This is a genomic window from Marinomonas rhizomae (genome assembly GCF_024397855.1).
In the GTDB taxonomy this organism is placed as follows: Bacteria; Pseudomonadota; Gammaproteobacteria; order Pseudomonadales; family Marinomonadaceae; genus Marinomonas; species Marinomonas rhizomae_A.
The window spans coordinates 58,233-79,034 of the sequence record NZ_CP073343.1 but is presented as its reverse complement, the minus strand read 5'-3'; the positions used below and the strand labels follow the sequence as shown (position 1 = coordinate 79,034).

The window sequence follows — 20,802 nt, the reverse complement described above, 5'->3', positions numbered from 1 at the left end:
TTTTTAACTTATGCACAGCAATTAAGAAAACCACCGTTAAAGAAGACATTTTTAGGAAAAGCTATGGAATCCAATCAGTTTGGTCGCGTTAAGCAGCCTAAAATCTCCGATATCATCATGAAAGAACTCGAAAGCATGATTTTAGAAGGCAGCTTTACCGCTGGACAAAAACTGCCACCAGAAAGGGAATTAGCCGCACGCTTTGAAGTGTCTCGACCCTCGTTGCGGGAAGCCATTCAAAAGCTGATCGCTCGCGGCGTGTTATTCAGTCGTCATGGCGGCGGAACGTACGTTTCCGAGCAGCTAGGAACTTCCTTTGCAGATCCGTTGCAAGATTTGATCAGTTCCCACGATGAGTTTTTATACGACCAATTGGAATTTCGCGATGCGCTAGAAAGTCTTGCAGCTTATTACGCGGCGTTGCGCAGTACCGATGCAGACAAAACCAAGCTGACACACTGTTTTAATCAGCTGATAGAAGCCAACCAAAACAAAGCTTTCGCCTTGGAAGCCAAGTTAGACGTGGAATTTCACATGATCATTGCGGAAGCTGCGCACAATGTGGTGTTGCTGCACACACTTCGCAGCCTGCATGCCATGTTGGCGAAAAGTATTTCGAGTAACCTTAGGAATCTATTTGAGAAGCAAGCCGCTCGTCAGCGCGTAATGGAACAACACACCAACCTTTATCAAGCCATCATGGCTGGCGACGCCGAAGAAGCTCGCACGGCGGCGCATACGCATTTGGTTTTCGTGGAAGATAACTTACTGAAAATGCGCCAAGAAGAAACGCGGATCCAGCGCTCGCTACGCAGAAACGAGCACCAGAATCCGCTGTAAACAACCTTTGGGGATTCCAGTGAGTATTATGTTTCTGCAATGTCCAAAGCATCGCTCAATGCGGCTTTCATAACGTCAATTGAAGGGGCTTTTCCCGTCCAATATTCAAAAGCAATTGCGCCTTGCTGAACGAGCATGCCCAAGCCATTTACTGTCGTACAGCCCTTGGATTCAGCAGTTTGGATCAATCGTGTTTGCGGTGGATTGAAAATTCCATCTGCAACTACCATATTTGCTTTAATTGAGTCTGTATCTATATCAAGCTCTTCGTCCACATTCGGGAACAAACCAATAGAAGTCACATTGATCACCAAATCCGTCTCGGCAGGAATCTGATATTGCTTTGTCCAAGCATGATATTCCGCGCCAGCCGACGTGTTATCGGTAACCAGTTGGGCAAGCTCTTCGCCGCGCTCTTGGTTGCGATTCACAATAGTTATGTGTGCTACGCCAGCTAGGGCCAGTTCCACCGCCACGGCTCGTGCCGCACCACCAGCACCGAACAAAACCACACGTTTGTTGGTCAGCTCTAAGCTAGATTTCACAGATTCTACAAAACCACGGCCATCAGTATTTTCACCAACTAGCTTGCCATCACGGTTCACCACAGTATTCACCGCACCAATGATACGAGCTGACTCGCCTAACTCATCAAGGTAATCAATAACGGACACTTTATGAGGAATAGAACAATTAAAACCGCACCAATTCATGGCTTTCGCACCTAATACGGCGTTTTTAAGGTCCTCGGGCTGAATTTCACAATTGATATAACGCCAATCCAAACCCAAATTTCGATACGCGGCTTCCATCATCACGCCTGTGGGGTTTTCTAATGCTGGCGTGGCAAAAGAACCGGTTAACTCACTTAAGAAATTCTTCGACATACTGAATTTTCTCCATGTTTGGTGGCTGTAAAAAGAACACTTCACCGCATGGTAGCAAACCCAGTCGCCATAAAAATTTCAATTGTTAACAGAGGCGTACGAAGTAATGAGTTTTAAGGATTAGCGAACCAAACCCCTTTCTTCATATTCTGCAGATAACACCAATACAAAGTGATGGCCCTGGCGATAAACAACATGGCTTGGCTGAGCCATAAGCCATGATTACCAAGATCTTGGCTGATAAACCACACAGGGAAAAACACGCCGACGACACAAATGATCATGGTGTTTTGCATTTGCTTTACGCTGGTTGTGCCAATGAAAATGCCATCCAACATAAAGGACCAAATACCCAACAGAGGGAAAAATATCAACCAAGGTAGGTACAGAGCCGCGTCGTCTCGCACGGTTTGTACGTTGGTTAGTAAGGCGATGATTTGATTACCAAAAAGCCAAAATATCAGCATCAAAATACAAGCGGCGAACAGCGCCCAATAGGTAGAGAGCTGAATAACCTTCTTAAAATTCGTTTTGTCTTTGCGGCCATAATATTCGCCACACAAGGCTTCCACCGAGAAAGCAAAGCCATCCAAGGCGTTAGAGATAATCATCAAAAATGTCAGCAAAACCGCGTTGGCGGCAAGAATAGAATCCCCTTGGCGCGCGCCTTGTGCGGTAAAAAATAACATCACTAATAACAAGAGAATGGTCCGCACAAACAAATATCGATTCACTTTCACTAACGCCATGTATTCGCGCCATTTTGCTAAAACGCTTAACGGCACATGACCGGAAAAGCCTTTTAACTTATGCCAAGCCAATACGCCAGCGACCGTTACGCCAATATAATGCGCAAACACAGTTGCCCACGCCACGCCGTCACTCGCCATGCCCAAGCCATAAACGGCGACATAATCGAGAATCATGTTAGCGACATTGATCACTAACAACATCCACAGCGGCCCTTTGGAATACTGCACGCCAAAGAACCAACCCATTAAGGCATAACCCGCTAACACAGCCGGCGCACTGAAAATCCGCGCTTCACAATACAACCGTGCCCAAGGTTCGACTTCCTCGCTGGGCTCCATCAAGGTAATCGCCAAATCGATCAAGGGCCCTCGGAATAGAATCAGCATGAGCCCGATAAAAACGCCCATCAAAATCGATTGCAAAAGCAATTCACGAACGCGTCGTTCGTCGCCTTGTCCCAGAGCTTGTGCAGTCAATCCGGTTGAGCCCATGCGCAAGAAGCCAAATGCCCAAAATAGAAAGCTAAAAATGCTCGCACCAATCGCCACAGCGGCAAGGTGTGTTGCCGTGCCTAAATGCCCAACCACCGCCGTATCCACCAAGCCCAGTAGAGGAGTGGTAATGTTCGACACCATTGGTGGCCACGCCATGCGCCAAATTTTTTTATTCAATACAGCATTTGCACGATACGAGCAAAAAATAGAACTGGGGGATAACTTTGACACACGGGTCTCTCTTGTGGATAAAAATCAATCAGAATAGAAAAACAGCAAGGCGCTGATCTGTGGAAAATAATAGCAGTTATTCACAATTCAGGGCAGTTCTTCGTGACTTTGTGCAATAATTGGTCAAAAAAGCGCGATTATCAGGTATGGTTCTCGTTTAGCACCTACTTACCCACAAAAAGAAACCTCATACATTCGATAAAATTCAATCTTTCTAATATTGGATAAGTGATGCTTTTTTCCACAATCATGCTCACATCGTCACGGAAATTTGCTAGACTCGCGTTTATTTTTTATCTCTCGGAGAACTTTTATGCCCAAGAAACTCAAGCCATTTATCGAAGGTTTAGCTGTCGGGTGCGTCTTCATCAGTATCACTATGCTGTTTCAAATTCCGCTTTATATGAGCTTCATCATTGGTGCGTTGGCAGCATTAGGCGGTTATCGAAATTCGATAAAAATGGACCAAGAAAAAGCCGCCAAAAAAGAACAAAACCAGCCAAACAATAATAAGAAAGACGCCGAATAAATGACAAACTCTAACCCTCCAACGTATGGTGAAGGCGATGCTACCTTACAAGCCGTGGGCGGCTTAACGGGACTGCAAAATTTGGTTGAAACCTTCTATCGCATCATGGAGAGCACGCCAGAGTTTCGTCCGCTTTTTGATATGCATCCTAGCAATATTGAGCTGACCATCGATAAATTGGTGTCTTTTTTATCCGGTTGGATGGGCGGAGAGAAGTTATTCTCGAAAAAATATGGCCCAATCAGCTTACCTCAAGCCCATGCACACTTAATCGTCACCGAAAAAGAAAAAGCCATGTGGTTAAACTGCATGGCAGCCGCTCTCGATGAATTGGGTTATCCAGAAGATTTGAAAGCGTATTTATTGCCCAAACTTGAGTTTCCCGCGGAACGCATTCGTCAGGTGAGTGCGGCTAGACACAGCTAAGAGCTTGCAACCCCTCCCTAGCCCTCCCCTTGAAGATAAGGGGAGGGAACACAATGCATTAGCTACAGCTGCTAAGAGAGGAAGGGATAATACATAGTCTTAGCTCCTCCCCCTGCTAAAGGGGAGGCTGGGAGGGGGTTTTAACTCCTTATTTCCTTAGCAACGACAATCCCTAAGCGTTTTGCTAAGCGCGCTAGGTTGGCGCGGTCCATAGATAGCTGCTGACCGGCTTTGGTCCAATTTCCTTGATTTTCTTCTAGCGCTTTACGGATTAGATTTCGTTGATAAGTTTCTGTTTCTAAACGCAAATCGATTGGTTTGTGTTTTTCTAAGCGCGGCGGTTCCAGTTCATTTTTCTGTATCTTTTCTTTAGCACTATTATCAATTTGTAACCCTGTTAAATGAGCCGAAGTGATAACGGTAATACCCGTTGGATTATCGGCTTTTGCGCTTTCTGACTTTGAGCTCTCTGCTTTAGAAAATAGCGCAGCACGAGAAATAACATGTTCCAGTTCGCGCACATTTCCGGGCCAGTGATAAGCGTCTAATAAATCGATTGCCGACGCAGACAAGGTGAGTTGTTGCAGACCCAATTTACGGCGGAATCGCTCTGCAAAGAAGCCGGCCAATAAAGCAATGTCGCCTTGTCTATCACGCAGCGCAGGAACTTGAATAGGAAACACACTAAGACGATGAAACAAATCAGCACGAAAACGATGCTCTGCCACTTCAGTCTCTAAATGTCGGTTGGTTGCAGCAATGATACGTACGTTTACTTTGCGGATTTGATCTTTGCCAACCGCTTGGATTTCTTGGTTTTGGATAACACGAAGCAAAGTACCCTGTACTTCTAGCGGCAGTTCACCAATTTCATCGAGCAACAAGGTTCCACCATCGGCCAATAAAAACTTACCGTCGCGATCTCGATCCGCGCCAGTAAAGGCGCCTTTCACATGCCCAAACAACTCACTTTCAATAAGATGGTGCGGTATCGCAGCGCAATTTACATACACCATGGGCGCGTCGGAACGGGAAGAATGCTCATGCAGGGCTCGTGCGACAAGCTCTTTGCCAACGCCCGTTTCGCCTTCGATCAAGATGGAAAAGTCCGATGCTGCGACCAAGTTAATAGACTGTTTGAGGTCTTGCATGGCCTTACTTTGTCCAATCATTTCATGGCTTTGTTCACCCATTACTTTTAATACGTTCTGAGCATGTTGCGACTGGTTTTCTAATTGTTCCATCAAGATGGCGGTATTTAACGTCATCGCCGCCATGGTGCCGATGATTTCTAACGCACGTGCGTCAATATCATCAAAAACGCCCGGCTGGATACTGTCTAAGGTGACAACGCCGATTAACTTCCCTTCCAAATACAGCGGAACGCCCATGCAAGAGTGCACAGGTAAATTCTCATCATGACCTAACACCATGCCATCGTAAGGATCGGGGAGAGGCGAGTCAGCAGGAAAACGTACCGGATAATGGTCGCTACTAATGGCTTTTAAACGAGGATGTTCATCAATAATAAATCGGCGTCCCATCATGTCATCCGACAACCCTCGCTGGGCAAGCGGCGTCAACACACCATGGCTATGAGACAACAAAACAACAGCATCGCAGTTAATCGTAGCCCGCACCGCGTAAACCAATTGTTCAAAACGATTGGGCTGTGTCACCGCACTAGCAAGATCAAGGGCAAAACTCAGTAAGGCGTTATTTGAAACCTGATTCATGGTGGTCGACTCATAAGGTGAATTACGGTTCGTGTCAATTTGACTCAAACATATCATATGGACTTTTTAATTTGCGAGTCTTATTGACTCTTATATTAATGTTAAAAATCTAAACAACTGATTTAAATAACTATTTTTTAGTTGGCACGGGCTTCGCTATAGAAAAGATAACAAGACTTTAATCATCCACTTAAAAGGATACAAAAATGTTATCTCAACAACACATAGACACAGTAAAAGCCACTATCCCGCTTCTTGCTTCTGCAGGCACAGCGATTACAGAGCATTTTTATCAACGCATGTTTTCTCATAACCCAGAACTAAAAGATGTGTTCAACATGACGCATCAAAGAACCGGTGGCCAACCGGCGGCTTTGTTCAATGCCATCGCGGCGTACGCTACACACATCGATAATCTAGAAGTGCTAACCAGCGCCGTGATGCGTATCGCTCATAAGCACACCAGTTTTAACATCCAACCAAATCAATACGACATCGTTGGTCATCACCTGATTGAAACCTTGCGTGAACTGGCACCAGAAGCGTTCACCAAAGACGTAGAAGAAGCTTGGGCAGCAGCTTACACACAACTAGCGGGTATTTTTATCAAGGTAGAAGGCGACCTTTATGCTGAACGCGCGGCGCAACAAGGCGGCTGGAAAGACTTCCGTCGTTTCCGCGTGGCATCTAAAACACCAGAATCTGATTTAGTGACTAGTTTCGTGTTTGAGCCAGTCGATGGCGGGGCCGTAATCGATTATCAGCCCGGCCAATACTTGGGCGTTAAGTTACATCCAAAAGGCAATGAGTTCGATGAGATACGTCAATACTCTCTATCCACAACACCAAATGGCAAAAGCTATCGCATCAGCGTCAAACGCGAAGGAAACGGTGACATAGCTGGCGTGATGTCGAGCTATCTACACGATCACTTAAACGTAGGCGACGAAATTGAAGCTATGCCACCCGCTGGAGACTTCGTTTTCCAAGACAAGCAAACACCAGTGGTATTGATTTCTGGTGGTGTCGGCTTAACACCAATGCAAGCCATGCTAAACACGCTCGCAAAGCAGCAATACAGCCACCCAGTAAGCTATTTACACGCTTGTGTTCACCAAGGCCAACACTCCTTCAAAGAGCACGTAGACAGCCTTAAAGAGCAACTAAACTTGTCTGTTCACACTTGGTACGAGCAAACCGACAGCGAAGAGGTAGGCGTGATAAACGGCATGATGCAACTCGATGTCATCAAAGACAGCTTACCGCTGACAAATGGCGAGTTTTACTTATGCGGGCCAGTAGGCTTTATGATGTTTGTTAAACAGCAATTGTTGACCCTTGGGGTAGAAGCAGACCGCATTCATTACGAATTGTTCGGCCCGCATCAAGAGGTGTGATCTTTAACTCCTCTCCCTGCTAAGGGGGAGGTTGGGAGGGGGTTACTCACTTTCCTGGGCAAGCAGCAGTGCTTGGTCTTGTTGTTCAGCTTTAATAAACGCTGGACGTGAGATGACGCGTTCAATATAAGCATCCACCACAGGGTTGGTGGTGATTAGTCCAAACATACGACACCATTTCAAACTGATACCCCACAGAATATCTACCGCATAAAGTTGTTCTCCTAATAAATAAGGACCTTTGGCTATTTGGTCGAACAGTGTTTTCAGCATTTTATCAAAACTACCATAAGCTAATTGAGACGCTTCAACAGGAGATCGATTAAAGGCTTTGTCGATCAAAGCGGGTTCAAAGCTGCTGCCTTGGTAGGCCATCCAGCGCAAATAAGCACCACGTTTTGGGTCATTTAAAGCAGGTGCCAAACCTTTTTCAGGGAAAAGATCAGCCAAATATAGATAACAAGCGACTTGTTCGGTGACTACAGTGCCATTGTGAACAAGGGTTGGGAATTTACCCAAAGGATTAATAGCCAAAAATTCCGGCTGCTGGTTTTCTCCTGCTTTAAAATTCAGCACTTTCATCTCATAGGGCACACCTAATTCTTCTAGCAAAACCAAAACGCCAGTGCCTCTGGTTTGTGGAGCATGATACAAGGTGATGGTGCCATTGTTTCGAGCTGTGTTGTCGTGGATATTACTCATGTCAGTTGCCTCAAAAATGTGTTGGGGAAATAATGCTTACTACATGGGCAATATTAGCGATTAAACCTGCCATCTGATGTCAGGTATTTCTTTTATACTGGCAAAATAAAACTCGCGTGGTGTTATCACTTAGCAAAATGCATAGCTCGACTACTTAGTACAACCAAAGGAGAACCCCATGCGGGCCAGTCGAATACTGAAACTTCTGATGATGTTACAGACCCATGAAAGGGTGACTGCTCGTACATTGGCTGACGCCTGTGAAACGTCGATCCGCACGGTTTATCGGGATATCGAAGCACTTAGCGCCATTGGCGTCCCCGTCTACAGCGAACAAGGAGTGCAAGGCGGCTACCGGCTGTTACATGGTTATCGGACCCGACTGAATGGACTTTCCGCGAAGGAAGCCGAAACACTGTTTCTGACGGGGTTGTCCGGTCCAGCTCAAAAAATGGGGCTGCAAGCAACTCTTGCTGACGCGCAATTGAAATTAAAAGCCGCCCTGCCGGAAAACATGCGCTACGAATCTGACCGCTTACAGAGCCGATTTTTGCTGGATGCGCCAAATTGGTTTTCTGACGATGAACAAGTCACCTACTTGCCAACATTGATGACTGCCGTATTGGAGCAACAGCTTATTACCATGCGCTATCAGAGTTGGAAAGGCGAAATACAACGTCAGACCCAACCTCTAGGCATCGTTTTAAAAGGTGGACAGTGGTATTTGATGGCGAAGGTCGATACAGACGTTCGAACGTATCGCGTATCTCGTATTGAATCACTGACCTTACTGGATGAGACATTCGAGCGGCCTAAAGACTTCAATTTAGCCGCGTTTTGGCAGGATAGTTTACGCCGTATGGAAGCGCTTCAATTTCCAATTATCGCCGAAGTACGTTTAACCGCGTTGGGTGTTAAGATCATGGAATACGTGAGTTCTTCTTATGTGGTGAGACAAGCGACGATTGAGCCAATGGATGATTCAGGCTGGCACCGAGCCAAATTTCCAGTGGGAGAATCGGTACACGGCTGCGCGGAACTCTTGCGCTTTGGTGCCGAACTAGAAGTCATTGGCCCACCAGAACTACGCATAGCAATGGAAGGTCTGGTGTCGTCCTTGGCAGTGCTGTATCAGAGAAATGATTCTCCAAATTAAGCAAATTTCCTCCCGAGCCATTGGCAGTAATCAGCTTTCCTGCTTAAACGGCAACAGCGTATGGGTATCTTGATGGTACTCACGCACGGCTTGCGCTTCTTCTTCACAGAAGTTGCCAATGGCTTCGCGGAAACCCTCATGGGCGATGTAGTGGACGCTGTGGCTGAAGACAGGTTCGAAGCCTCGGGCGATTTTGTGTTCCCCTTGAGTACCTGGATCAAAATGCTGTAACCCTTTTTCTAGGCAAAACTCGATGCCTTGGTAATAGCAGGCCTCAAAGTGCAAGCAATCGACTTCTTCCATACAGCCCCAATAGCGGCCATACAAAGAATGATCGTCAAAGAAACACCAAGACGCCGCGATGGCTTCATCACCCCTGAAAGCTTGCACCAAGAGGATTTGATCGCCCATATTCTTAGCTAATTGGCCGAAAAACTCTCGCGTCAAATAACCTTGTTGTCCACGTTTAGCGTAAGTGGATTGATAACACAGATAAAAGAAATCGATGTCCGCTGTAGTTAAGTCTTTACCGATGGTGCGAGTCAGTTTAATGCCTTCTTTAGCGACTTTTTCTCGTTCCTTACGTGCGGTTTTGCGTTTGCGACTAGAAAAGTGAGATAAGTAATCGTCCATGTCTTTATAGTCACGATTAAACCAATGAAACTGACAGGAGACCCGATGCAGTAAGTCTTTGTTTGGTGCGAATAACGCTGCGTGTTCTGGCTTGGTAAATAACAGGTGCCAGCTTGAAAAAGCGCGCTCTTGGTTGGCTTGAGTCATTAATTCAGCCAGCGCTGGGTACAGATGAGAAAACTCGTCATCATCACCTTTTGGATCAAGGTGAGAGAAGATACGTAAGCCCGTTACTGGAGAGAAAGGAATCGCCCAGATACGCTTAGGAAAGTAACGCATGCCGTAACGTTGGTAGGCATCTGCCCAAGACCAATCGAAGACAAATTCACCTTGGGAGTGGGTTTTCAAATAAGTTGGAGCAATGGCAAGTGGGCTGTCATCATCGTTCATTACGAGCAAGTATTCAGGGTACCAACCGGTTCCGTCGCCAATACTTTTGCTCTGTTCTAACGCTTGATGAAAAGCAAATTGCGCAAACGGGTATCGCGTTTCTCCAATAGCCTCTTGCCATTTGGCTTCGCCTATTTGATCGACCGAACTGAACCATTGCGCTTTCATACTACTTTCCTTTCTATCGCTGATTGCCAATACCTTTAGATTTACATCTGCTGGCGCATTACCTCAACTAAACTGGCCGTTTCAGGGCGAATTTGTCGCCACAGATAAAAGGCTTCTGCTGCTTGGCCTACGAGCATACCAAGACCATCAGCGCCATCGGCACCATGCTCATGGGCCCACTGTAGAAAGATGGTGCGCCCTTTGCCATACATCATGTCGTAGCACCATGTTTCAGAGTTTATTAGCTCACCTTTTAAGGGTGGCAAACTGCCAGATAAACTCGCTGATGTGCCATTGATAATAATATCAAAATGGCCTTCGAGCGCCTCAAAAGACGACGCCAGACAATCAAATTGATCCGCCAAGGATTGTGCTTTCTCAAGAGTGCGGTTGGCAATGGTGACAGATTCTGGGTTTTCAGACAAAACAGGTTCAAGCACGCCACGCACAGCACCGCCTGCCCCCAAAATAAGAATACGTTTGTCAGTTAAGCTCTGTCCGTGGTTTGTAACAATGTCACGAACCATACCGATTCCGTCGGTATTATCGCCGAAAAGGTCACCATTCTTAGCCATTAGCAAGGTATTTACGGCACCCGCTTGTTTTGCGCGCTGGCTTAAGATGTCGCACATTGCATAAGCGCGTTCTTTAAAAGGCACCGTAACATTCAAGCCTTTGCCGTCTTTTTCAAAAAAATCTCTGACTTGGTTTTCAAACTCTGCTTCATCACCAAGCAAGGTCGAATAGGCCAATTCTTGTTTTGTTAGTTCAGCAAAGTGAGCATGAATGCTCGGCGATTTACTGTGAGCAATCGGATTTCCAACAACAGCGTATTGATCCAAAATGTATCCTCTTATTTATGCTTTAAATTAGCGAGCGACAAGCCAATTTTTTGAGGTTAAGTAATAGTCGGTTAATTTCGCTTCTTCACTGTTTGGCTCGATTTGATATTCATAGGTCCAACGCACTTCTGGCGGCAATGACATCAGAATCGATTCTGTACGGCCCAAACCACTTTGCAGACCAAAATGCGTACCACGGTCAAATACCAAGTTAAATTCAACATAACGTCCGCGACGATGCAATTGGAAGTCGCGTTGCTGTTCAGTGAATGGCAAATCTTTACGGCGCTCGAGTATCGGCAAATAGGCTTTAGTAAAGGTATTACCTACCGATTGCATCATGCCGAAACAATGCTCAAAGCTGCCTTCGTTAAAGTCATCATAAAATAAACCGCCGACACCTCGCGGTTCGCCACGATGTTTTAAATAAAAGTATTCATCGCACCATGTTTTAAAGCGCGAATAATAGCCTTCACCAAAGGGTTCGACAGCGTCATAAGAAGCTTGGTGCCAATGGATACAGTCTTCATCAAAACCATAATACGGTGTCAAATCAAAACCGCCGCCGAACCACCAGACTGGCGCCATGCCATCTTTATAAACGATGAATAAACGCACATTCGCATGGGATGTTGGGGCCATTGGATTGTTCGGATGAATCACCAAAGACACACCCATGGCTTCAAATCGTCCGCCAGCCAATTCTGGACGATCCACTGTCGCCGAGGGCGGTAAATTATCCCCCATGACGTGAGAGAAGTTCACGCCACCTTTTTCAATCACATCGCCACCCGCGATAACACGAGTGCGTCCGCCACCGCCATTCGGTCGATCCCAAGCATCTTCTTTGAAACGCATAGACGGCTCAACACTTTCTAACGTCGCGCAAATATGATCTTGAAGAGACAGGAGATAGTCTTTTACAGCTTGGACATCAAGGTTCGTTACCGTAGCGGTTGAACTTGCTGACATGAAATGCTCCATCTTGTGGTGTCGGTTGTAGAGTAAATAAAAACGGCCTAATCATTTAGGCCGTAGTTTATCACTTAATAGACAGTTTTCGTGAGCATCTCTCTAATAAAGACGAGTACCATCAGGCCGAGTTCGAAGCAAATTCAAAATCCACATATATTGTTCAGGATGAGACTCTATCATTTCTTCTAATGCTTTATTCATGACAATGGCGTCTTGTGTTTCATCTCCAGTAGGGAAGTTTTCAAGCGCCGGAAACACGTGCAATTCATATTTACCAGATTTGGCATTATAAGCCTGAAACATTGGAATAATTTTGGCTTTCGTTAGTTTGGTTAATTTACCCAACCCTTTAAGCGTTGCCTTTTCCGTACCAAAGAAGGGAACAAAGACCGATTGCTGAAGACCATGATCTTCATCCGGTAGATAATACCCTAAGCATCCTTCCCTTACCGATTTTAGGAACGGTTTGATGCTCGCATCACGAGGGTAAACCACCCCTCGGCCATATTGCATACGCTGCTTATGCATTAGCCAATCAAATAATGGGTTTTTCTGTGGGCGCATGATAGTCGTAATGGTAATACCACGAGAAGCAAGCATAGAGCCCGTGTAATCAATTGACCAGCAATGTGGCGTCAAAGAAATAATATTTTCACCTTTCTCAACAAGCGGAAACAAATTCTCTCCACCAATCACCTCATCGCGGCTTTTTTTGTACTTCTCACTACGAACTAACAGTTCACCATAAGCTAGGCAAAATTGCGCCCCGGTTTCTAAGCTTTTGCGCAACATCGTTTCTCGCTCTTTTAGCGACTTTTCTGGAAAACAATGCTGAATGTTTAGGCGCGCACGCTTTAAAGCGCCGCTATTTTTCTTCATTACCAAAGGAACGATTTTCGCGGCTAATTTGTCACGTAGACGAAAAGGAACATAAGCCAACAAGATGGACAGTAGAACCATCAACCAAGTTGCCCAAAATCGAGGCGCAAGGAAACGCCATTTAAACTGAGGGTTATGTATATTTTTATCTAGTGAGCTCATGAATGTCGTTTCGTTCATTAATCGTAAAGAGCAATTTTACCTCAAGGAAGCAGTAATTTAATATAGCATTACAGCGTTAAGAGTAAGCCATTCGCCAATCAGACAAAGCATGATTAAAAAAATCGGGCTGATTTGTGCCTTGCACTAAAATCGAAGCGCCATGGAGACTAGCCAGTAATTGACTCGCTTTCATAAATCCTGCGTTTTTATCAACCTTATCCAAACGCACAAATACGTGGGTCAACCAATCTAAGATCAGCTGATAGAACGCGGCTAACTCAATACAAACAGCTTCGGGTAAAGTGGCCTTATTCGAGGTCAACATAGTACACAAGCTCATGTCACGCTGATCAACTATCTTGGCTTTAAAACCATCGATGAATCCATTGATCATAATTTTTGGATCTAAGCTTTCGTCTGTTGGGTCGGGTAATTGTATAGAGAACGATTCGGTGTAACGAGCCATCACGGCAGAGACCAAGTCAGCTTTGGTCGGATAGTGATAGTGAACACTCGCACTTTTGATCCCCACCGCTTCAGCGATGTCTCGGAAGCTAAACGCGTTATAGCCACCTTGCACTATAAAGCCTTCGGCCGTGTCCATAATTTTCGTTTTGGTGTCGTTTTTATCCGTCGTCATTTACTTATCTCATGTATTTATCTATCTAGTGATAGGTATTTTATTGACCCTACTTGAATACTCAAGCTATATTCTACCTATCTAGTGATAGATAGAATACTTTCCTACCTCATCAAACAGCCAGAGGAGAAGAATATAATGTACGATTTAGTAGTGTTGGGCAGTGGTCCTGGCGGGTATGCAGCGGCGTTTCGAGCAGCAGATTTGGGTTTAAACGTCGCCATGATAGAGCGCTACGCGACTTTGGGTGGCGTTTGCCTAAACGTTGGCTGTATTCCATCCAAGGCCTTGTTGCATGTGGCAGGCAAAATACTGATGGCCGAAGAACCGTCCCATGGTGTGCAGTTTTCTAAACCGACTGTCGACCTTGAAGCGATTCGACACCACAGACAATCCACCGTAGACACTCTAACCAGCAACCTTGCACTGATGGCTAAGGGGCGAAAAGTCACGGTTTTTTATGGTGAAGGTAAGTTTGAATCCTCGCAATCCATGACAATTACCAAAAACGATGGGAAAGAAGAAAAGATTTCATTCAACAATGCCATTATTGCCGTTGGTTCTAGTGCAATAAAACTGCCTTTTGTGCCTTATGACGATCCACGGATTTTAGATTCCACCAGCGCACTGCAACTTGAACGTATTCCAGAACATTTGCTCGTGCTTGGTGGCGGTATTATTGGTTTGGAAATGGCCACTGTTTACCAATCACTTGGCGCGAAAATTACCGTCGCAGAACTTGGCGAACAAATCATGACGGGCGCAGACAAAGATCTAGTGCGTGTGTTCGAGCAAGCCAACAAAAATCGCATGAGCTTTTTAACCAAAACCCAGGTAACCGATATAGAAGCCACACCAGAAGCGTTAAACGTTACCTTGAAGGACAAAGATGGCGAACGCCAGCTCGCTGTCGATGCAGTACTGGTTGCCGTTGGCCGCTCGCCTAATGGTAAAACGGCAGGCATTGCAGACATTGGCGTCAAATTAGACGAGCGTGGTTTTGTATTGACTGATGATAAGTGCCAAACATCTGTACCCAATATTTACGCCATTGGCGATGTCACTCATGGCCCGATGCTGGCGCATAAAGCCTCGCACCAAGGCCATACCGCCGCCGAGGTGATTGCAGGTCACAAGGTCGATTTCCAACCGCTTGCTATTCCTTCTATTGCCTACACTTTCCCAGAAGTGGCTTGGGTTGGTTTAACCGAAACTGAAGCGAAAAAGCAGGATATTCCGGTTAAAATCGCCGTATTTCCATGGAGTGCCAGTGGACGCGCCATTGCCTCCGGTGTCACCCAAGGCAAAACCAAACTCATTTATGACGAAACAACAGACCGTGTCTTAGGTGCTGGCATCGTTGGTTCTCATGCAGGGGAATTACTCGGAGAACTGACCCTAGCCATCGAACTAGGTGCCACACTGGAAGACATAGCCTTAACCATCCACGCCCACCCAAGCCTACACGAAACCGTCGGCTTGGCAGCAGAACTTGGCGCCGGGACGATTACAGACTTGCCGAACAAGAAAGCGAAAAGAGCGTAATAGTCTTATTTTGATTGATATTCACCTTAAACAAACCAACGCCTCTTGGTTTGTTTAAGGTGATAGAAGGCAAAAGAAACGATAAACGACAAAGGTCAGCTGACATACACGATATGTTGCTCGTCATCATAATTAAAATTCAGAACAATCTGGATTTGGCTTTCTTCTAGATGCAGTTTAGAAACCAGATTGAACGTGCCTTTTTCGGCTTTTTCCGCAAAGGCTTTTAACTGCTTTTCCAACATAACCCACGCCACGTTATCCCTTGCTTCATCAATTCCAACAAGCTCAATGGAATGCGTTCTCAACCAAGTAAAATACGCCAGTGAATTCGTCTTAATATCCGTAGCATCACCAGCCTCCGAGACTATATAGTTCATACCACATAGGGAAAGCTGCTGTTGTAAATACGTTTTCCACTGCTGCATGAACTGATCTAAATAGGACAAACAAACCTCTTACAATATAACCAAACTAACACTGCCTATCTTATAGGTTACTTGTGCTTCTCGTAATCTGTTATTGTTCAAGTAACTGATTAAAGGACTTCTCATGAGCACTGAGCAAACGACCCAGCCTTTTGAATACTGCGCTTCTAACGGAAAACGTAAGCAGCTTGCAGAACGTTTCACCGCTTACCTGAATACCCGTGATACGGAAAAACATGCTTTCGTTGCCAACCTTAATGGCGGGTGGGGAACAGGGAAAACTTACTTTGTTGAAGAGTGGCAAAAGCTGCTGCAAGAACAAGGCTATACCACCATAAAGGTTGACGCTTGGGAGTCGGATTATCTTAATGATCCCTTATCTATTCTTGTCGCAGAAATAATGGAACAAGTGAAAGAACAAGACTCAGGAGATGACTTTACAGAAGTTGAAAAGAGCATTGCCCGCCACTTAATAGGATTAACGAAAGCAGTAGCTCCAGCAGTAATAAAAGGCATTCTTGCTAACTGGGTTTGGGGAGAAGAAACCAACAAAGAGCTAATTGATGTTGTTGAAAAGGGCATCGATTCTATCAAAGGGATTAACTCTCCAAAACTTGATGCAAAACTTGGGGAATTTGGTCTAGAAGTAATGGGCCAACACAAACGCCACAAACAATTCTCAAAAAACTTCAAGATAGAACTAGAAAATCTCTTAAATATCGTCAATAACAGCAAAGACGAACCAAAAGAAAAAACCTACATTTTCATTGATGAACTAGATCGTTGCCGACCAACCTATGCCATCGAAATGCTAGAAACGGTGAAGCATCTCTTCGATATTCCAAACGTTATCTTTGTGCTATCCACCGATACTGAACAGCTCGAACATTCAATCAAGGCTGTTTACGGACAAAAATTTAATTCCCGAGAGTATTTAAGCCGATTTTTTAACCAAAGAATGGTTTTGCCTGAACCTGATTTACTGGAGTTCATAAAAGCCGAAAAAGCGTTTGAAAATTTAGACTTTAGTTACCTGAAAAGCTTCCCTCAGATCAACCAAGCGGATCAACTTCAGGATGCGTTTTGTATCTTCTGTGAGCTCAACAAACACAACCTGAACTTGAGAAAAGTTAAACATCTAATAGCTATTACCGAAGGGCTACTTATCGACCCTAAAATTCTTCAATATCAGTTTTGTATCTATTTACTACTAGCAGCTATATTTGGGGAAAACTTATATATCGGAACAATCTATGATGGTGAAAAAGATAAACTCCCTGATTCCCGCGCAGTCCTTTATTCCTATAAAGCACCGTCTCCTAGATATGCACGAAATATTTCTAGTGCAGCAAAAAATCAAAATATGTCTGATTTTCTAGAGCAAACTATAAGTCACTTCCATATCTTTCAACAGAACAGCATAGTGGCGGAACAAATAACTGGCTGGCCAATTTTTAAAGCTCTTCACACAGAAAGGCATCCACTTATACTTAACATATTTATGAACGAATCTGACTGCGATGCTCAATTTACAGCCATTCGCAGCAACTTAAATGCTGGAATTAAAAGCATATACACACCTGATGAGATGATAGGTCTAGTCAGAAGAACTTCCACCCACTTCGAAGAAGGCTAAACTAGTCGCTTAGCTCTTCCTTCTACTCTTCATCATCCACTTACTCTTAAATCATCTAAATTAACACTAAATATTATTGACTACTTTTTGCTCTAGTTATATTTTGGATACAAAATCCATTTTTACTAATGGTCAGCAAATTCCTCCAATTTCTTTGAAAAGGTATCGAATGATGAGTAATGCAGTTTTAGACGTGAGCGTTTTCCAAGGCATCATGCCGGCGTTGATGACGCCTTGTAAGTCTGACCGTACGCCAGATTTCGATAACTTGGTGAAGAAGGGTAAGGAAATGATCGCGGCGGGCATGTCGGCGGTGGTGTATTGCGGCTCTATGGGTGATTGGCCTTTGTTGACCGATGCCGAGCGCATGGAAGGCGTAGAACGCTTGGTAGATGCTGGTGTGCCTGTGGTGGTCGGTACGGGGGCGATTAATACAAAGTCCGCAGTAGCGCTGGCGGCTCACGCACAAAAAGTCGGTGCGGCAGGTTTGATGGTGATTCCTCGTGTGTTGTCTCGCGGCTCCGTGATTGCTGCGCAAAAAAATCATTTCAAGGCGATATTAGCAGCGGCTCCTGATGTGCCAGCTATTATTTACAACAGCCCAGTGTATGGTTTCGCAACGCGCGCTGATTTGTTTTTCAACTTACGTGCAGAGCACGCAAATTTGGTTGGTTTTAAAGAATTTGGTGGGGAAGACGACCTTCGTTATGCTGCGGAGAATATCACCTCAAAAGACGACAGTGTGTTACTCATGGTTGGCGTCGATACCGCGGTATTCCATGGTTTCGTCAATTGTGGCGCCGTGGGTGCGATCACAGGCATAGGCACAGCATTACCAAAAGAAGTATTGCTACTGGCAAATTTGTCGCGCAAAGCAGCCACAGGCAATGCCGAAGCGCGAGTCCGTGCAAAAGAATTGGAAGAGGCCTTTAGTGTATTGGCCAGCTTTGATGAAGGGCCAGAATTAGTGCTGTTCTTCAAATATTTGTTGGTGTTGAATGGGGAAGAGGAATACCGCTTACATTTCAATGAAACGGACGAATTGAACGATGCCCAACGCCATTACTGCGAACAGCAATATGCCTTGTTCAAGGCGTGGTTTGCCGATTGGTCTAAACAAGGTGGAGTGATTACAGAATGCAGGTAACACAATGATAGTTGTTGTCGATAGCCATACGGAAGGCGAACCAACCCGCGTCGTATTAGAAGGTGGCCCTGATCTTGGATCTGGGCCTTTAGCTGAACGAGCCAAACACCTTGCGACAGAACATAAAGACTTCTATCGCTCATTAGTGGTGGAACCCTACGGGCAAGAAGCCATGGTTGGCGCATTATTGGTCGAGCCAACAAATCCTGAGTGCGTTACAGGGGTAATTTACTTTGATGCGGCGGCTGTCATTGGTATGTGTGGTCACGGCACCATTGGTCTTGCGGCGACACTGGCGCACATTGGCAAAATAGGCATTGGCACCCATAAGATAGAAACGCCTGTGGGCATTGTTGAAGTCACTTTGACTGACAGCAATACTGTTACGGTGCAAAACATCGACAGTTACCGCTTCAAAAAAGGCGTTATTCTGGATGTAGAAGGCGTCGGTACGGTTATCGGTGATATTGCTTACGGTGGCAATTGGTTTTTTATTGTTGATGACAGCCCAACGCCCGTATTACCCAGTAACATTCGGACATTGACCGACGTTGGTATCAAGGTACGAGAAACCATTTATGCCAATGGTATTGAAGGAGAAAACGGTGGCATTATCGATCACATTGTTTTCTATGGACCTGCACTAACAGACAAAGGGCACAGTCGTAATTTCGTCTTGTGCCCAGACGATGCTTATGACCGCTCGCCTTGTGGCACAGGCAGTTCTGCTCGCTTATCCAGTTTAGCAGCGGATCAGCGCCTCGCTCCTGGTGAAGAAATATATCAAGAAAGCACCATCGGCAGCGGCTATACATTGAGCTATCAGTTTTCCTCATCCGCCAACGCGCCTGCTGGTGCTATCGTGCCATCAATCACTGGACAAGCTTTCGTCACCAGAGAGGCCAAGATGATGACAAACACGACGGATCCACTTCGCCACGGCGTGTCCCTATGAAGGACCAACACGATGTCATCATCATTGGCGCAGGCATCATTGGCATAAGCACAGCGCTAAAACTGCAGCAGCAAGGTAAACAAGTCCTTGTGTTAGATAGTAAAGGCGTTGCAGCTGAAACGTCGTCTGGTAATGCAGGGGCGTTCGCCTTTGCCGATGTAATTCCTCTTGCGACACCGGGCATTATGCGCAAAGCACCAAAATGGTTGATCGATCCACTTGGTCCATTGTCTTTGCGTCCGGCTTACGCGTTAAAAATACTGCCTTGGATGCTGCGTTTTTGGCGAGCCAGCTGGAAAGACAAATACCAAGCCGCTTTGGCAGCGCAAGCCAGTTTAATGGATTTTTCAAAAGCCGCATTAGAACGTCAGATTGAGGCCGTAAATGGCGAAGCCATGATTCGTCGCGAAGGGCAGTTACAACTATACGAAGGCCAAGATGAGTTCAACGCCAGCCTTGCCGGTTGGCAAACTCGCCAAGAACACGGCGTGGTTTATGAATTACTACTCAATCCAGAGGCCATTGCCAAAATTCAGCCAGGCATTCATCCGAGATTTACCCATGCCGCGTTTACACCAGAATGGAAAAATGTCGTCGACCCTAAAATTTGGACAGATCATTTGGCCAATGAGTTTGAAAAACTAGGTGGTAAAATTGCCATTTCAGAGGTTCACGCTATTGATTTAAAAGGGGGTTCTGTCAGATTGAAATGCGATTCGGCAGATTATGAAGCCAGCCAAATCGTACTGGCAGCAGGCGCTTGGTCAAAAGCTTTAGCCCAGTCTATTGGTGACAGTTTGCCACTGGATACCGAGCGAGGGTACAACACAACCTTGCCTGCTGGTGCATTTGATTTAAAAACCCACATAACTTTTAGCAATCATGGTTTTGTGGTCACCAAGGCGGGCGGTGGCATACGGGTTGGCGGCGCCGTCGAATTAGGTGGCTTGTCTTTAGCGCCAAACTTTAAGCGCTCCGAAATCTTGCTCAATAAAGCCGCTCAGTTTTTACCGGATCTGAATATTGAAAATGGCAAACAATGGATGGGCTTTCGGCCCTCTATGCCAGACAGCTTGCCAGTCATCAGTTACTCCAGCCAATCTAAGCGGGTGATTTATGCATTCGGACATGGTCATTTAGGCTTAACGCAATCCGCAGGCACTGCAGAATTGGTCACAGAGCTAATACATCATCAGCCTTCAAGTATTCCGCTTGAAGCCTATTCAGTTCTGCGTTTTAAGTGATTTTAGA

At 45.5% G+C, this 20,802-nt stretch carries 20 protein-coding genes; 10 read left to right on the top strand and 10 right to left on the bottom strand.

Annotation, left to right across the window (positions count from 1 at the left end):
- The first annotated feature begins 63 nt into the window (after positions 1–63).
- A complete protein-coding gene (locus KDW99_RS00340) occupies positions 64–840 on the top strand; it encodes an FCD domain-containing protein (protein WP_255827364.1) in 777 nt (258 codons plus the stop codon).
- A 26-nt stretch (positions 841–866) separates the two neighbouring features.
- Here the strand turns inward: KDW99_RS00340 and aroE (KDW99_RS00335) are convergent, their stop codons facing one another.
- Both aroE (KDW99_RS00335) and KDW99_RS00330 read right to left on the bottom strand, forming a co-directional pair.
- Complete coding sequence (aroE, locus tag KDW99_RS00335; RefSeq protein WP_255827363.1) at positions 867–1,727, bottom strand: shikimate dehydrogenase; 861 nt, start codon at positions 1,725–1,727, stop codon at positions 867–869.
- A gap of 113 nt (positions 1,728–1,840) precedes the next feature.
- Entirely contained in the window at positions 1,841–3,130 is a 1,290-nt protein-coding gene (locus KDW99_RS00330) for an MATE family efflux transporter (protein ID WP_255829334.1), read from the bottom strand.
- 388 nt (positions 3,131–3,518) lie between these two features.
- On the opposite strand from KDW99_RS00330, the gene KDW99_RS00325 reads away from it, so the two are divergent.
- Both KDW99_RS00325 and KDW99_RS00320 read left to right on the top strand, forming a co-directional pair.
- Positions 3,519–3,734 carry a hypothetical protein gene (locus tag KDW99_RS00325; protein WP_255827362.1) on the top strand — a complete coding sequence of 72 codons (216 nt, stop codon included), beginning with the start codon at positions 3,519–3,521 and terminating at the stop codon, positions 3,732–3,734.
- A complete protein-coding gene (locus KDW99_RS00320) occupies positions 3,735–4,160 on the top strand; it encodes a group II truncated hemoglobin (protein ID WP_255827361.1) in 426 nt (141 codons plus the stop codon).
- Positions 4,161–4,300: 140 nt separating this feature from the next.
- Here KDW99_RS00320 and norR read toward each other — a convergent pair whose 3' ends face one another.
- The gene (norR, locus tag KDW99_RS00315; protein WP_255827360.1) at positions 4,301–5,896 is read right to left on the bottom strand and encodes a nitric oxide reductase transcriptional regulator NorR; all 1,596 of its coding nucleotides are present in this window, start codon (positions 5,894–5,896) and stop codon (positions 4,301–4,303) included.
- Positions 5,897–6,102: 206 nt separating this feature from the next.
- On the opposite strand from norR, the gene hmpA reads away from it, so the two are divergent.
- On the top strand, positions 6,103–7,293 hold the full coding sequence (gene hmpA / locus KDW99_RS00310; RefSeq protein ID WP_255827359.1) for an NO-inducible flavohemoprotein: 1,191 nt from the start codon (positions 6,103–6,105) through the stop codon (positions 7,291–7,293).
- Between the two features lie 42 nt (positions 7,294–7,335).
- On the opposite strand, the gene KDW99_RS00305 is transcribed toward hmpA, so the two are convergent.
- On the bottom strand, positions 7,336–7,995 hold the full coding sequence (locus tag KDW99_RS00305; RefSeq protein WP_255827358.1) for a glutathione S-transferase family protein: 660 nt from the start codon (positions 7,993–7,995) through the stop codon (positions 7,336–7,338).
- Positions 7,996–8,173: 178 nt separating this feature from the next.
- Here KDW99_RS00305 and KDW99_RS00300 point away from each other — a divergent pair, with 178 nt between their 5' ends.
- Entirely contained in the window at positions 8,174–9,151 is a 978-nt protein-coding gene (locus KDW99_RS00300; protein WP_255827357.1) for a helix-turn-helix transcriptional regulator, read from the top strand.
- Positions 9,152–9,181: 30 nt separating this feature from the next.
- Here the strand turns inward: KDW99_RS00300 and KDW99_RS00295 are convergent, their stop codons facing one another.
- From KDW99_RS00295 to KDW99_RS00275, 5 genes are all read right to left on the bottom strand, one after another.
- Entirely contained in the window at positions 9,182–10,342 is a 1,161-nt protein-coding gene (locus KDW99_RS00295; RefSeq protein WP_255827356.1) for a GNAT family N-acetyltransferase, read from the bottom strand.
- Between the two features lie 41 nt (positions 10,343–10,383).
- The gene (gene aroE, locus KDW99_RS00290; protein WP_255827355.1) at positions 10,384–11,184 is read right to left on the bottom strand and encodes a shikimate dehydrogenase; all 801 of its coding nucleotides are present in this window, start codon (positions 11,182–11,184) and stop codon (positions 10,384–10,386) included.
- Positions 11,185–11,211: 27 nt separating this feature from the next.
- The gene (hemF, locus tag KDW99_RS00285; RefSeq protein WP_255827354.1) at positions 11,212–12,156 is read right to left on the bottom strand and encodes an oxygen-dependent coproporphyrinogen oxidase; all 945 of its coding nucleotides are present in this window, start codon (positions 12,154–12,156) and stop codon (positions 11,212–11,214) included.
- A gap of 102 nt (positions 12,157–12,258) precedes the next feature.
- On the bottom strand, positions 12,259–13,200 hold the full coding sequence (gene lpxM, locus KDW99_RS00280) for a lauroyl-Kdo(2)-lipid IV(A) myristoyltransferase (RefSeq protein WP_255827353.1): 942 nt from the start codon (positions 13,198–13,200) through the stop codon (positions 12,259–12,261).
- A 76-nt stretch (positions 13,201–13,276) separates the two neighbouring features.
- Complete coding sequence (locus KDW99_RS00275) at positions 13,277–13,840, bottom strand: TetR/AcrR family transcriptional regulator (protein ID WP_255827352.1); 564 nt, start codon at positions 13,838–13,840, stop codon at positions 13,277–13,279.
- A 138-nt stretch (positions 13,841–13,978) separates the two neighbouring features.
- Between KDW99_RS00275 and lpdA the strand changes: the two genes are divergently transcribed.
- Positions 13,979–15,385 (top strand): dihydrolipoyl dehydrogenase, encoded by a 1,407-nt coding sequence (gene lpdA / locus KDW99_RS00270; protein WP_255827351.1) that lies wholly within the window; start codon positions 13,979–13,981, stop codon positions 15,383–15,385.
- Positions 15,386–15,480: 95 nt separating this feature from the next.
- Here lpdA and KDW99_RS00265 read toward each other — a convergent pair whose 3' ends face one another.
- Positions 15,481–15,834 (bottom strand): hypothetical protein, encoded by a 354-nt coding sequence (locus tag KDW99_RS00265; RefSeq protein WP_255827350.1) that lies wholly within the window; start codon positions 15,832–15,834, stop codon positions 15,481–15,483.
- 103 nt (positions 15,835–15,937) lie between these two features.
- Between KDW99_RS00265 and KDW99_RS00260 the strand changes: the two genes are divergently transcribed.
- The 4 genes from KDW99_RS00260 (at position 15,938) to KDW99_RS00245 (ending at position 20,795) form a co-directional block, all read left to right on the top strand.
- Positions 15,938–17,449: a KAP family P-loop NTPase fold protein gene (locus KDW99_RS00260; protein WP_255827349.1), complete on the top strand. Its 1,512-nt coding sequence runs from the start codon at positions 15,938–15,940 to the stop codon at positions 17,447–17,449.
- 172 nt (positions 17,450–17,621) lie between these two features.
- A complete protein-coding gene (locus KDW99_RS00255) occupies positions 17,622–18,596 on the top strand; it encodes a dihydrodipicolinate synthase family protein (protein ID WP_255827348.1) in 975 nt (324 codons plus the stop codon).
- Positions 18,597–18,600: 4 nt separating this feature from the next.
- Positions 18,601–19,551: a 4-hydroxyproline epimerase gene (locus KDW99_RS00250; RefSeq protein WP_304941372.1), complete on the top strand. Its 951-nt coding sequence runs from the start codon at positions 18,601–18,603 to the stop codon at positions 19,549–19,551.
- Positions 19,548–20,795 carry an NAD(P)/FAD-dependent oxidoreductase gene (locus tag KDW99_RS00245; RefSeq protein ID WP_255827347.1) on the top strand — a complete coding sequence of 416 codons (1,248 nt, stop codon included), beginning with the start codon at positions 19,548–19,550 and terminating at the stop codon, positions 20,793–20,795. The genes KDW99_RS00250 and KDW99_RS00245 overlap by 4 nt, the downstream gene beginning before the upstream one ends.
- Positions 20,796–20,802 lie beyond the last annotated feature (7 nt).

Bases quoted from the DNA above. Each gene is read 5' to 3' on its own strand.
- lpxM (WP_255827353.1), bottom strand. From the start codon at position 13,200: ATGAGCTCACTAGATAAAAATATACATAACCCTCAGTTTAAATGGCGT.
- KDW99_RS00325 (WP_255827362.1), top strand. From the start codon at position 3,519: ATGCCCAAGAAACTCAAGCCATTTATCGAAGGTTTAGCTGTCGGGTGC.
- KDW99_RS00300 (WP_255827357.1), top strand. From the start codon at position 8,174: ATGCGGGCCAGTCGAATACTGAAACTTCTGATGATGTTACAGACCCAT.
- KDW99_RS00250 (WP_304941372.1), top strand. From the start codon at position 18,601: ATGATAGTTGTTGTCGATAGCCATACGGAAGGCGAACCAACCCGCGTC.
- lpdA (WP_255827351.1), top strand. From the start codon at position 13,979: ATGTACGATTTAGTAGTGTTGGGCAGTGGTCCTGGCGGGTATGCAGCG.
- aroE (WP_255827363.1), bottom strand. From the start codon at position 1,727: ATGTCGAAGAATTTCTTAAGTGAGTTAACCGGTTCTTTTGCCACGCCA.
- KDW99_RS00245 (WP_255827347.1), top strand. From the start codon at position 19,548: ATGAAGGACCAACACGATGTCATCATCATTGGCGCAGGCATCATTGGC.
- KDW99_RS00330 (WP_255829334.1), bottom strand. From the start codon at position 3,130: ATGGCGTGGCCACCAATGGTGTCGAACATTACCACTCCTCTACTGGGC.
- KDW99_RS00305 (WP_255827358.1), bottom strand. From the start codon at position 7,995: ATGAGTAATATCCACGACAACACAGCTCGAAACAATGGCACCATCACC.
- KDW99_RS00255 (WP_255827348.1), top strand. From the start codon at position 17,622: ATGAGTAATGCAGTTTTAGACGTGAGCGTTTTCCAAGGCATCATGCCG.
- KDW99_RS00295 (WP_255827356.1), bottom strand. From the start codon at position 10,342: ATGAAAGCGCAATGGTTCAGTTCGGTCGATCAAATAGGCGAAGCCAAA.
- hemF (WP_255827354.1), bottom strand. From the start codon at position 12,156: ATGTCAGCAAGTTCAACCGCTACGGTAACGAACCTTGATGTCCAAGCT.
- norR (WP_255827360.1), bottom strand. From the start codon at position 5,896: ATGAATCAGGTTTCAAATAACGCCTTACTGAGTTTTGCCCTTGATCTT.
- KDW99_RS00320 (WP_255827361.1), top strand. From the start codon at position 3,735: ATGACAAACTCTAACCCTCCAACGTATGGTGAAGGCGATGCTACCTTA.
- KDW99_RS00260 (WP_255827349.1), top strand. From the start codon at position 15,938: ATGAGCACTGAGCAAACGACCCAGCCTTTTGAATACTGCGCTTCTAAC.
- KDW99_RS00340 (WP_255827364.1), top strand. From the start codon at position 64: ATGGAATCCAATCAGTTTGGTCGCGTTAAGCAGCCTAAAATCTCCGAT.
- hmpA (WP_255827359.1), top strand. From the start codon at position 6,103: ATGTTATCTCAACAACACATAGACACAGTAAAAGCCACTATCCCGCTT.
- KDW99_RS00275 (WP_255827352.1), bottom strand. From the start codon at position 13,840: ATGACGACGGATAAAAACGACACCAAAACGAAAATTATGGACACGGCC.